Consider the following 12,765-nt stretch of genomic DNA (forward strand, 5'->3'; position numbering starts at 1 on the left):
CACGCGCAGCGGATCGTCCGCGGGGTTGTGTCAGCGGGTCGGCGTGGGCCGCGGTTTCGGGGTGACGGTCGATTCGGCGAAGACCGTCGAGCAGGACAGGCGCATGGTTGTCACGGATTCGTTGAGCGCGTTCAGGGACTGCTGCACGCCGTCCACCGCGCCCTGGGCCGGGCCGGTGCCTCGGACGGCCTGGTCGAGTTGCAGGAGGGCGGTGTGCAGGTGGTCGCTGGCCTGTGCGACGTTGGTGAAGGCGCGTTTGGCGGCCGCGGAGGACATGGGTGCGGCGACACCGTCGAGTTGGGTGGTGATCCGTGCGGCCAGGTCGGCGCTGGTGGTGATGCGATGTTGCAGGTCGGCGACGTCGCCGCGCTCGGAGGCGGGGCCGATTCCGCCGAGTTGGTTCGTCAGGTCCCCGAATGTGCTCTGCAGGCCCCCGACCACCCGGGCCCCGGAGGCGCAGTCGGACGTGTCGGGGTCGGTCGTAGGGTGCGCGGTCGTGCCGTGGTGTGCCGAGCAGGCCGTGAGCACGGCGACGCTCGCGAGCGCGAGCATCGCCGTGCGGTATCCCCGTGCCGAAGTGAGGCGGGGCATGAGTGGTACTCCTTTGCCGCCGTAGGGGATTCAGCCGATCACGCTGTTCCAGGGCTCCATCAGTTCGCTGTAGACGCTCTGGTCGAACCGACCCTGGCCGATGAGATCGCACAAGACCGTGGCCGCGGCCGCCTGGCTCACGGCGGTGAGCGTTCCGATCGAGCCGAGCGATTGCAGGGCGGTCGCCAGATCGCCGGTACCCGCGCCGGGGGCGACCGACTGCCCGGCGACCAGTCCGGCAAGTTGCAGGTTGCGGGAGCGGCCGAACTGTTTCGCCGTATCGCCTGCGATCTGCATCGGCTGTGGGTTGCCGGACTGTTGGCCGAGACTGGACAGCAGCCCCGCGAGCCCGCCTTCACCGGCTCCGGTGAAGGCGCTCATACCGGCCTCCATCTTCTTCGCGGCAGCGGCATTGAGCCGTTCGCGCTCCTCCGCGGTCAATTGGGCCGCGCGCTCGATCAGGGCCACGACGGCCCCCCATTGCGGGCCGTAGAGGTACTCCAGATGAAAGACAGCGGTCGAAGAATCGGGCATGGCGCTGTGGTCGTGCGAAGGCATGTCCACGTCGACTCCTTGCATCGGTTGTCGAGGGGCAGGGCAGTTGTCGAATGCCGAGATACCGGTGCGGCGATGAGCGCGCCGGTGCGGAGCGTCGAGCTCCACCGGTCATGCCGTGTGCTGTGAAACCCAGAGAAGAGTCGTTGATCTTGATGCTATCGCGATCACGTGGGCACCGGTGGCGTTCTCGCAACTGACCCACGGGGCCGCAGACCTGTGGTGCGGCCCCCGTGGTTCCTTCAACGCCAACCTTCCCGGTCTAGCTCCCCGGCACGCCCGCCTCACCGGAGAGACTGAAATCCACAGGTTCGGTGAGAACAGTCTTTCCGTCTGCGGAAAGACCGTCCGTAGGCGTCAACGCGCCCTCACCTTTCGTCTCACCTGCGGCTCCCGGTGTGGCGCCTTCCATCTGTCCGCTTCCGGAAAGACTGTCGGGCGTGGCCCCACCCGCAGCTTTCGCGGAACCCTCCGTCCCCAGGAACTCGCCTGTCGCCTCAGCGTCCCCGGAAACAATCTCGTCGCCACAGGCCACCGCGCCCGTCAAGCTGCCCTGACCATCGCCAAGGCTCGGCAGTGATTCGTGGATGCTGATGGAGTCGCCGGCGACGCACACGGTCGTTGTCCCGTTGAGTTCGGCACTGGCGACGGCGGTGCCCGCGAGGGCGAAGGCTGCGGCGGCAGCCGCTGTCGCAGCGGCCGTGCTGATCTTGTTCATGGTGATCTCTCCATTGAGCAGGGCCGGACGGCGTCGTCCAGCGCTCCGATGTGGTTGTTCGCGAGGAGTGCGCATGCCTTGCATGGGTGATATCGGTCACAGAAACGTGGTGTTACGGGGTATTTGCCCCAAATGGGATGCGCATTGAATAAGAGCCTTGGCCACTTTCGATCCGAGTCGCATAGATGTTGCTGATTGCGCTCGACCGGCGGGACTGTCGAGAAGCTGTGTGATTGCTAGATGAGTTTGTCTAGTACTTCTTCGCACTATTACCGGCCGGTAGGGCAAGCGCTGCGGCTGTTAAGAATGTGGAAAGATAATCCGCAGCGGATTTCCTGAGCAGGCGTTCTGACCGGGGCGCTTATGAACCTTGTTCAGTTTGGCATTGACCCCGCCGCCTGTGGCTGCGGACCATTCCCCGCATGACCTTCAAGACCGTTCTCTGCGCATTAGCTATCTGTTCGCTGAGCCTCTTCGGCTTGGCTGGGGCCGCAGGTGCCACAGAACCGGCGTCGGCTCCTGATGGATGCACCTTCGACACGTCGGTGCCCAATGCGGCAACCCTCGCCTGTGCACCGGGCTCGGGCGTCGGTCAGCACGCGTTCATTCGCTGCCGCGATACCGGTGGGGTGTTGCACACCCGCGTCGGCATCACTCTCGGCACCGAGGGCGGGTCGTCACGGGCGGTGTGCGCCGACGGCGAGACCGGCCCGGCCTAGTCCTGTCCACCCCTGTCCGGCGTGTTCGTGGCCGGAACCTGCCGAGAGTCGTACCCACTTGATCGAAAGGTTCGCGTCATGTCCAAACACAGCCACCAGCCGCACTCGACGAAGCACGTGGCCAAACACCGCAAGGAAGTCAAGCGCAATCGCCGCGGTCTCTACGCGGCCGCCGCGTTCGCATCGATGGCCGGTGCCATGGCGACCGGCGCCAAGGCGTCCGCCGATACTCCGGCTCCCATGCCGGTGGTGGCGCCGCTGGGTGATTTCGGTCTGCATCCCGCGGTCGGTGCCCCTGGTGCGCCGCCGGTGCTGCCCGATCTCGGCACTGTGGTCTCGGGCCTGGGCAATGCCGTCCCCGATCTCGCCCGGACCGTGCCGCAGCTCGAGACCGTCGCGCCGCAGTTGCCGCAGGCCGGGGCCGATCTGGGGGCGATGGCCGGTAACGCAATAAACCAGGCGCTCAACGCTTTCGGTGTTCCCGTGCCGCCTGCCGATCCAGTGCAAGCCACCGGTCCGGAGATGGCTCGTCCGGTGCCTCCGACGTCCGTCTCGATGCCCGAGATCGCGGATCAGCTGCGCAACAATGCGGTAGGCACCACGGAGACGGCCGGTCCGCTGGGCCCGGTTGCGTCTCCGGTGGCCGAGTTGGCTCAGGTCGCCGCGCAGGTGATGGGTTCCGGCCTGGACCTGCAGCAACTCGCGCAATGGTCCGACCAGGCCTTCCCCTCCGGCCCGCTGCGTCAGCCCGTCGACGACCTGTTGGGCTTCGTGAGCCAGGCGATCGAGCAGGCCGGGTCCCGTCGCGAGGACACCGCCAACCCGCTGAACCAGATCATCGATCAGGCGCGCAGGCTGTTCAACTCTCCGCCGAACGAGGACGATCCGGCCCAGGCGCTGCGTCAGCTGCTGAATCCGATCCTCGGCGACACCGTCGGTGACGGAACTGGGTTGCAGCACTTGGCCGAAGCGCTGCGGCAGATCAGCACCCACCAGGGCGGCGGATTCGAGGCGCTGGCCGCGACCGTGCTGGGCTACGTGTCGCCCGTCCTCGGCAACCTGGCACCGCTGCTCAGTTACGTCACCCCGGTGCTGGGCATCATCGCCGATCCGAATGCCGCGCTGAAGCCGCTGCTGAACGACATCCGCGCCATGCTGAACCACACCGGTCTGGTCGGTACGCACCATGCCGCCCTGCAGCTGCTCGGCCTGCCCGCGCTGGGGCTGTTCGCGATCGTGCCGTTGCTGTTCGCCGGTGCCCTGGCGATCGGTGCTATCGGCATAGTCGCCCTGCTCGCTGCCCCGCTCGTGATCGGTGCGCTGGTGGTCGGCGCTGTCGTGCTCGGCGGGCTCGCGCTCATCGCGCTTCCGGTGCTGGCCGTCATGGCAGTGCTGGCGCTTCCGGTGCTGGCCGTGCTGGCCATCGTCGCGATCCCGGTGTTGCTCGTCGGACTTCCGTTGGCGTTCATTGCCTTCCAGGTCCTCGCGCCGGTCATCCTCGTCTTCGGCCTGGCCGCATTCGCCGTGACGGTGGTCGGCGGTATCGCCGTGTCCCTCGTGGTGACGGCGCTGGGGCTGGTCGGAACCGCGGCCCTGTTCATCGTCACCATGGCGATCGGCCTGCTGGCCGCCGCCGTCGCGCCGTTCTTCGGCCTGATCACCGTGCCGCTCATATTCACCCTCGCATTCGGCATCCTCGTGGTCGGCATGATCGCCACGGCTATCGCCGGATTCGGCACGCTCGCAGCAACTTTCGTGGTGTCCGCGCTGCTGTTCGGCGCGCTGGCACTGGCCTCGCTGCTCACGCCGTGGGGCCTGATCGCCCTGCCCGCGCTGGCGGTGCTCGGCCTGGCCGCACTGATCCTGTTCGCCGCGGCCGCGCTCGTCATCGGCGTCGCGATCGGTGCCGTGTCGCTGGCGGGCCTGCTGAGCCTGTCGGTGGTCGGAACCGCCGCCATCACGATCCTGATGGCCTGGGCTCTGGTCGCGACGGCATTGCATCTGGGTGCCGCCTTCGTCTTCTGGTGGTTCGGGGCCGCGGCCGTGCTGCTGACCGCCGCCGCGGGCATCATCGCCTCGGCGGTGGCCGTGGTGGCCGGGCTCGCCGCCACCCTCTTCCTGACCTTCGCCATTCCGGTGTTCGGGCCGCTGCTGTCGCCGCTGTTCTTCCTGGCCCTGGTCGTCGCACCGGCCGCGCTGGGGCTGCTGTTCCTGTTCACCGGCGTCGGCGTTTCGGGTCTGGTGCTTGCCTTCTGCACCAGCTTCTTCCTGTTCACGGCCGCGAGCTGGGCGTTCGGTGTGTTGGCGCTCGGTGCCCTGATGGCGCTGGCGATGCCCTACACGCTGCCGTTCGCGTGGATTCCACTGGTCGCCTTCGGCGCGGCCGCCGCGGCCGGGGTCATGGGTCTGGCCGGGTTGAACTACGTGTTCACCGGCGGCGGCCTGATCGCGGTCACCGCCGCCGCGATCGTCACGGCCGTCGCGGTCGTCGCCGCCACCTTCGTCGGCGGCCTGGCCGTCAACATCTTCAGCTGGGCCATGCTCACGCTGACGACCTTCGCGCTGATCGCGATCAACCCGCCGCTGGCACTGCTGGCCATCCCCTTGCTGGTCTTCGGTCAGCTGGTGGTCACGCTCGGCGGCATCGGCGTCACGGCGCTCGCCGGGACCTTGATGGCGGGGCTGGCCGCCGTGCTGACGGTCGCCAGCAGCATCCCGCTGGCGCTGAGCATTCTGATGATCGTCGGCACCTGGGTCCTCGGTTCGCTGCTGTTCCCGCCGATCGCGATCGCCGCGATTCCGGTCGGCATCGCCGCGCTCGCCGTGGCCGCCATCCTGATCGGTGCGGAGGGCTTCGTCGGACTGGCCGCCCTGGCCGCGGTGGTCCTGGCCGGGGGCATCCTGTCCGCCGCCGTCGGCCTCGTGCTGTCGGTCGCGACGGTCGTCATGGGCATCCCGTATGCCGTGTGGGCCGCGGTGCTCAGCATCCCGTTCCTGATCTTCGGACCGTTCGCGCCGGTCGTGTCCACCGCGATCTCGCCGATCATCGCGCTGATGATGCTGGCTATCTGGTCGCCGTTCATGGCCGCCGGATTGACCGGTGCCGCACTCTCTTTGGCGGTCGAGGCCTTCGGCTTCGTCGGCATCCCGGCGATCCTGGTGACGCTGGCCATCGGGCTGGTCATCGTCGGCAAGGGCCTGGCGGCGTTCCTGTGGCTGCTCAGCCTGGCGATGGACTTCACCGCACTGCCGGCGCTGGCCGGACTTGCGCTGGCCGCCATCGCCGCCATTGCGATTCCGGCATTCGTCCTCGGCGTCGGAGCCGGTCTCGCGATCGCTGCGGCCATCGGCCTGCCGCTGCTGGCCCTCGCGACGGCCATCGGTATCGGCATCGGCCTGGCCACCGCGGCGGTTCTCGCGCTGCCGCTGCTGGCCCTCGCCACGGTTGTCGGTATCGGCATCGGCCTGGCCGTCGCTGCGGCCATCGGGCTGCCGCTGCTGGCGCTTGCCACCGCCGTCGCCGCGCTCGTCGCGGGCGCCGTGGGTATCGGCATCGGTCTTGCCATCGCCGCCGCCCTGTCGGTCCCGCTGCTCGGCCTCCTCGTGCCGCTGGCGCTGCTCGGCCTGCTGGCCCTGGCCCTGCTGCCGCTGATCCTGGCGTTGGCGGTGCCGGTGCTCGCGCTGGCCGGTATCGGAGCGCTGGCCCTGGCCGCGGCTCCGTTCGTCGCCATCGGCCTGGCCGTGCTGGCACTGCTCGTCGCACCGCTTGCGCTGCTGGGTCTGCTGACCCTGCTCGCGCTGCCGGTGATCGCGGCGCTGGCGCTGCCGGTGTTGGCGGCGGCCGCATTCGGTGTCCTGGCCGCGCTGGCGGCACCGATCGTGCTGCCGCTGGCCCTGGTGGGTGTGGTGACCCTGGCGGTCCTGCCGCTCATCGTGCTCGCCGGGATACCGGTCGCGGCTCTGGCCGGGATCGGCGCCCTCGCGGTGCTGACCGCTCCGGTCGTCGTGCCGCTGGCGCTGCTGGGCCTGCTGGCCCTGGGCCTGCTCCCGCCGCTGCTGCTCATCGGTCTGCCGCTGCTCCTGCTGGCCGTGCTCGCACTGCCGGTGATCGGTGTCGGCATCGGCCTCGCGATCGCCGCCGCCCTCGCGATTCCGGTGCTGGCCATCGGTGTTCCGCTGGCACTGCTCGGATTGGCGACCCTGGCCGCGATCCCGCTGCTCCTGCTGGGCCTGCCGATCCTGGCCCTGGCCGGACTGGCAGCTCTGGCAATCGCTTTCGCCATCGGCGTCGCGGTGACCGCCGCCATCGGTCTCGCGATCGGAATCCCGGCGCTGGCAATCGCCTTCGCTATCGGTGCCGCCGTCACGGCCGCCATCGGTCTGGCGATCGCGATCCCGCTGGCTCTGGCCGTACTCGCCGCGTTCGAGGTAGCCAAGCTCGCCACGCTGGCGTTGGGCGTCCTCATCGGACTGGCCATCGCGGCCGCGGTGGTGTTGCCGCTGTTGGCCATCGGCGTGCCGTTGGCGCTGCTGGCCGGGCTCGCTGCGCTGGCCGTGACGGCGGCCGTGGCGCTGGCCGCGGGTCTCGGCATCGGTGCGGCAGCCACGGCGGCCGTGACGCTACCGGTGGCGGCCCTCGGTATTGCGTTGGGGCTGACGGATATCGCCGTCGTCGCGACGCTGCTGACGCTGGCGGCGCTGGCGCTGCTGGCGCTGTTGAGCCCCGCGGTCCGGTCGTATCTGATCTCGGTGATCCGGGCGGCGCTCGACAACAACACCCCGCGGGCCGGAGTCACGGGTGGGTCGACACCGACGGGAACCCAGTTCCTCGACGACCTCACCAGCGATGACGCCTCGATCGACCAGGTCGTCGCGTCGCTGCAGCGGCGGATGGCCAACCCGCAGCGGTCCGCTGCCGCCACGCAGCCGCACGCCGACATCCCGCTGGTCGGCGCGAAGGTGACCGACGGTCCGGTCCGCAACAGCCGGTCCCGGCTCGTTCCGGTCACCTTCTGAGATTCACCACCACAGCTGTACGACAAGGAAATTCACCAAGGCCGCCCGCACCGCGCAGGTGCGGTGCGGGCGGCCTCTAGCAAAGGAGTGGACATGAACCCCGAATCGACCTACCACAACGCCGGAATCAGCCAGCCCAATGCCGAACTGCATCTGGAGTACCTGTATGGCCCGCAGTGGCAGCAGGTCATGCACATCGTCGAACGCGCCGGACAGCTCACCGCCGAGGAGCGGGAACGACTCAACGCCGAAGCCGGAAGGATGATGCAGTCGCGCATGAGCACACCGACGGGTTCGGGCGGACTGGCGGGCCTCGGCGAGGGCCTGGCCGGGCTCCTCGGCGGGCTGGGTCAGCAGACCGGCGACCCGCAGCCCGAACAGATCGCCGCCGAGACCGCGCGCGAATTCGGCCGCACCCGCAATATTCAGATCGCGGGAATGGTTGCCGGGCAGGCAATTTCGAAGGTAGGAGCGGCAGGCATCGGCGATCTGGCGGGGCTGCTCGCCTCGCTCGGTGACATCGGCACCATGACCGCGGTGAATCAGGCGGCCACCGCCGCCGTACTCGGAGACCTGGTGGGCCGCGGCCGCTTCACCCAGGACGTCTACGACGCCCTGATGCGGCCCTGGAGCAGCACCATCTCCTGATTCCGGATACGACGACAACAAGGAGTTCGCCATGCTGGACACCAGATTCGCTGGAAACGGCGCACCCGCCGTAGACCCGCTCGGCGGTCTGCTCGATGTCTCCTCCGCGCCGGTCACCTTCGGCTATTACGAGGAGAACGCCGCCGATGCCGAGATCATCGCCCGCTGCCACGAGCCGCGGAAGGGTCCGGTCGGATGGTGGGACCGCCATCGGCGGATCCGGCTCGCGGTCGGCATGGTACTGGTGGTGAACCTCGGACTCCTGCCCGCCGTGCAGAACGGGATCCTCACCGCTCTGTCCCATGTCGCGTAATCTCCGGCGTCGGGCGGCGGCGCTCATCGTGGCCTTCACGGTGAGCGCCGCCGAACTCCAGCGCCGGATCGCCGCGGCCGCCGCGGCCGCCGGACAGATCGAGTCCGACCTCGGCATGATCACTGATACGATCGGCTCGACCACGGTTGAGCACGCGTTTGCCGAGGTCAGCGACGCTACAGCTCGCCTGCACGACGCGTTGCGACGTCTCGACCGGGCGGTGGCCCAGGCACTGCCCGCCCTGCGCCTCACCCCCTCGGTGCAACGGTCTCTGGACATGCTCCACGGTTCGATGGAAAGCATGCGGTTGTCGTGTACGACGCCTGCCGCGGAGTCCACGGCACTTCCGCCGATTCGATAGGACAGGCTCGGTGAACCTTCGCACCACGCGGCACCCGCACAGCCGGGGCGACGACAGCCCGGTCGCCGCCGAGCGCCGCGGCGCCGGTGGCCGCGAGGCATTCGCCGCCCGGCTCGGCGAGCTGTTCGCCGCGGCGGGTTCACCGCCGGTGAAGTCGGTGATCCGAGCGGCCAATGCGCGGATCGGTCACGGCACCGGGCGCATCACCGCCCAGCGGATCAGCGACTGGCGCCGCGGCAACCGCACCCCGGCGACATTCGAATCGGTGCGGCCGGTGCTGGAGGTGCTCATCGAGGAGGCGCGGGCACGCGCCGCGGGCAATCGCCGAATCGACACCTCGCTGCTAGACCTGAGGCGCTGGCACGCGGAGTGGAAGGCGGCCAAGACCGAACCCGATCCGGCCGACCTCACCCGTCCACCGTATCGGGGCCTGTCGGCGTATCGCGCCGTGGACGCCGACCTGTTCTTCGGCCGTGACCGGGCAAAACAACAACTGCACGAACTGGTTTCGGCCGCCGAATCGAGCGATACCACCCGCCTGGTGCTGCTACTGGGCGATGCGGGTGTCGGCAAGTCCTCGCTCCTGGCCGCGGGCCTGCTGGCAGCGCCGGGACCACGGGTGCCGGTCACCATGACACCCGGTGAAGATCCGGTGGCCGCCTTGCGATCCGCCCTGGCCGGGATTCCGGAGCGCCGCCGGCTCCTGCTCGTCGATCACGGCGAGCAGCTGTTCACCCAGTGCGCGGGTGAGTCCGCCCGTCGGCAGTTCCTGACCGAGCTGGCGCAGGTGGCCGCCCCCGACGCCGACCTGCCCACCACCGTCGTCATGGCTGTCGACGCCGCCCATCTCACCGAGCTGGGCCACTATCCGCTGCTGCTGACGGCGCTGCGGGATCGGTCGATGATGCTTGAGCCGATGACGCAGCAGGACATGCGCGAAGCCATCGTCCGTCCCGCCGCCGTCGTCGGCCTGCGCGTCGACGATAGCCTCGTCGAGGTGTTGCTGCGGGATATGGCGGCCTTGGAGGCGGAGAATTCGGTCCGGCTCGGCACGCTGTCCTTCGCGTTGGCCAAGACGTGGGAGAACCGGCGCGGCCGGACCCTGACCGTCGACTCGTACCGCGAGATCGGCGGTGTGGAAGGAGCTTTCGCGAAGGGTTGCGAGCGGATCTGGGCACTGCTGACCGAACACGAACAGGAGCTGACTCGGCACCTGCTGGTGGCGTTGACGATCTCCGGTCCCACCGCCGTCGTCCGCAACCGGGTGCCCGCCGACGTGCTGATCGAGGAGGCCGAGGACCCGCAGGCCATGCGGGCCGTCATCGCACGACTGGTGGCCGAGCGAGCGATCCGCGAGCGCAACGGCGAACTCGAGTTGGTCCACGACATGGTGTTGACCGCCTGGCCCCGCATGGTCGAATGGCTCTCCGAGGAACAGGAATTCGCCCTCGCCCGCCAGCGTATCGAGGCCGACGCCCGCGAGTGGTCCCGCCAGGACAGGCCGAACTCGTTGCTGTACAGCAGAACTCGGCTCGAAGACGCCGTCGAGTTGATGCGGCGCACCGAGTCGCCGAATCGTCTCGCCCGCCAGTTCGTCGCCGAGTCGCTGGCCCACCACCGCAGACGCACCCGCCTGCGCCGGACCGTCCTGGCCGCACGCGCCGCGCTTGCCGTTCTCGCCGTTGTGCTGGTGGCCGTGATCGTCGTCCAACGGATTACGGTGGCGCATGAACGCGAGGACGCCTGGGTCGATGCGACCATCGCGGAATCCCAGCGGGTCGAACAGAACAACCCCGGCCTGTCGACCCAGCTCGCGTTGGCCGCCTATCGGCTCGAGCCACGCGATCCCAACGCCCAGGCCCGCCTGCTCGCGACGCAAATGCTGCCGCAGGAGAGAATCCTGCCCGCAGAGCATTCCGGCCCCGTCCTCGCGACGGCCGCGAGCATCGACGGCAAACGATTGGCCAGCGCGGGTGCCGACGGTGTTGTCCGGCTGTGGAACCTGTCGGACCAGCGCCCGCTGGTGGCCGAACTCGAATGCCACTGCGGTGCTGTCGAAGCGGTGGCCTTCCGGCCCGACGGCTCCGAGTTGGCGAGCGCGGGCGACGACGGCATCGTCCGGCTGTGGGATATTCGCGACAACGCGGACTCGCGCCGGCTCGGGTCCTTCGACATCGGCGCACCCGTCACCAGCGTCGTCTATCTTCACGACGGTCGCACCGTTGTCGCCACCGGTGCCGACGGCAGCATAGTCTTTCTCGATGCCGCTGTGCCGCAATCCATTCGGCCTCTCGCCCCGGCCCTTCCGGCAGGCCCCGGCGCAGTGCGAGCGCTGGCACCGGCGCCGGATTCCGCGGTGCTGGCCAGCGGCGGCGACGATCGCACCGTGCGGCTGTGGGCGGTCGACGACCCCGGGCATCCGCGACCGATCGGCGCTCCGATCGAGGTTCCCGGCGCTCTGCAGGCGCTGGCCTACGGCCCCGGCGGCAGACTCGCCGCGGGCACCGCGGATGGTTCGGTGCAGGTCTGGGACGTCCACGATCCGGCCGTTCCACGACTGATCGACCGAGTGGACGACCGCCGGGTGCCGGTGGCGGGCTTGGCTTTTGCGCTCGGCGGCGAGGTATTGGTCGCGGCCGGGGCCGACGGCACCATTCGGGTCTGGGACACCCGCCGCACCGACCGGGTATCGCCGACCGGATGGGAGATCCACGACAGCAGCGATTCGATCCGATCGCTCGTCGTCACCTCGGACACCGAAATGGTGACCGCGGGATCGGATGGCCGCCTGCGGGTCTGGGGAACACCACTCGCAGAGGTCCCCATCCTGTTCGACGGCACGCTCAGTTCGGTCGCATTCGATCGGGCAGGTGCGCTCCTGGCCGACGGGCTCCACGACGGACGAGTCCGCCTGTGGGACATGGCAGATCCACAGCACAGTCGACCAATGGGTGAAATTCCCGCGGCGGCACCGAGCAGACAGGGTGTACAGGTGACATTGCGGCCGGACCCGGCCCTGCTGGTCACCCATGACAACGGCACTGCGCGGCTGTGGAACCTCGCCGATCTCGCCCGACCCGCTCCCTTGCCACCCCCGACAAGCGAAAAGCTCACCGCACCAATAGCTTTCAGCCAGACTGGTGATCGTCTGCTCACCGGTGTGGGGGACCGCTCGCTGCAGCTCTGGGACGCCTCCGATCCGGCGGCCATCCATCCGCTCGGGGTGCGGCTGACCGGACCCGACCGCGACCTCCGCCTTGCCGCAGTCGCGGCCGACAGGCTGGTCGCGGCGGCAGACGACTCACGAATTCACGTGTGGGACTTGTCCCGTCTCACCCACCCCGCACCGGTCGCCTCCCTCGATACCCACGGAGCGATCGTTCAGTCGCTGCTGTTCGGTCCCGACGGCCGAGACCTGTTCAGCGCCGACGACACCGGCACGATTCGCGCCTTCGACGTCGCCGATTCGAGCCGGATCCGCGAAATCGGCTCCGTACGCGCACATCACGCAGCCATTCGAACTCTCGATATCGATTCCTCCGGTCACCGGCTGGCCTCCGGCGGCGACGACCAGACCGCCCGCCTGTGGGACATCACCGATCCCGCACACATCACGTCCCTCGGCGCCCCGATCGCCGCACCCATCGGCTGGACCTGGTTCGTCCACTTCGATCCGCGCGACAACTCTCGCCTGTTCGGCGTGGGCGACAAGGCCTTCGCGCAGTGGTACATCGACCCGAAGGCGGTCGCGACGAAGCTGTGCGCCTCACCGGCGCAGCACATCGACGAGAAGACCTGGCCCGATCTCATCGGTTCGATGCCCTACGTCGAGCTGTGCCCCTGA

9 protein-coding genes are annotated in these 12,765 nt (G+C 69.0%); 6 read left to right on the forward strand and 3 right to left on the reverse strand.

Translation table 11 applies throughout. The annotated features are described in order from the left end of the window. Positions 1–30: 30 nt before the first annotated feature. The 3 genes from IU452_RS26005 to IU452_RS26015 all read right to left on the reverse strand — a co-directional run bounded on the left by IU452_RS26005 (position 31) and on the right by IU452_RS26015 (position 1,864). On the reverse strand, positions 31–591 hold the full coding sequence (locus tag IU452_RS26005) for a hypothetical protein (protein WP_195111803.1): 561 nt from the start codon (positions 589–591) through the stop codon (positions 31–33). Between the two features lie 30 nt (positions 592–621). Beyond that, complete coding sequence (locus tag IU452_RS26010) at positions 622–1,149, reverse strand: hypothetical protein (protein ID WP_228818806.1); 528 nt, start codon at positions 1,147–1,149, stop codon at positions 622–624. A gap of 259 nt (positions 1,150–1,408) precedes the next feature. Next, the gene (locus tag IU452_RS26015; RefSeq protein ID WP_195111804.1) at positions 1,409–1,864 is read right to left on the reverse strand and encodes a hypothetical protein; all 456 of its coding nucleotides are present in this window, start codon (positions 1,862–1,864) and stop codon (positions 1,409–1,411) included. A gap of 422 nt (positions 1,865–2,286) precedes the next feature. Between IU452_RS26015 and IU452_RS26020 the strand changes: the two genes are divergently transcribed. The 6 genes from IU452_RS26020 to IU452_RS26045 all read left to right on the forward strand — a co-directional run bounded on the left by IU452_RS26020 (position 2,287) and on the right by IU452_RS26045 (position 12,765). After that, positions 2,287–2,583 (forward strand): hypothetical protein, encoded by a 297-nt coding sequence (locus tag IU452_RS26020; protein ID WP_228818770.1) that lies wholly within the window; start codon positions 2,287–2,289, stop codon positions 2,581–2,583. A gap of 78 nt (positions 2,584–2,661) precedes the next feature. Then, the gene (locus tag IU452_RS26025) at positions 2,662–7,599 is read left to right on the forward strand and encodes a hypothetical protein (protein ID WP_195111805.1); all 4,938 of its coding nucleotides are present in this window, start codon (positions 2,662–2,664) and stop codon (positions 7,597–7,599) included. 93 nt (positions 7,600–7,692) lie between these two features. Beyond that, entirely contained in the window at positions 7,693–8,247 is a 555-nt protein-coding gene (locus IU452_RS26030; protein ID WP_195111806.1) for a hypothetical protein, read from the forward strand. A 31-nt stretch (positions 8,248–8,278) separates the two neighbouring features. Continuing rightward, positions 8,279–8,560, forward strand: a complete 282-nt coding sequence (locus IU452_RS26035; protein WP_195111807.1) for a hypothetical protein — start codon at positions 8,279–8,281, stop codon at positions 8,558–8,560. Further along, positions 8,550–8,921 carry a hypothetical protein gene (locus IU452_RS26040; protein WP_195111808.1) on the forward strand — a complete coding sequence of 124 codons (372 nt, stop codon included), beginning with the start codon at positions 8,550–8,552 and terminating at the stop codon, positions 8,919–8,921. The genes IU452_RS26035 and IU452_RS26040 overlap by 11 nt, the downstream gene beginning before the upstream one ends. Positions 8,922–8,931: 10 nt before the next feature. After that, a complete protein-coding gene (locus IU452_RS26045) occupies positions 8,932–12,765 on the forward strand; it encodes an AAA family ATPase (RefSeq protein WP_195111809.1) in 3,834 nt (1,277 codons plus the stop codon).

This window comes from Nocardia transvalensis, from assembly GCF_015477765.1.
In the GTDB taxonomy this organism is placed as follows: Bacteria; Actinomycetota; Actinomycetes; order Mycobacteriales; family Mycobacteriaceae; genus Nocardia; species Nocardia transvalensis_A.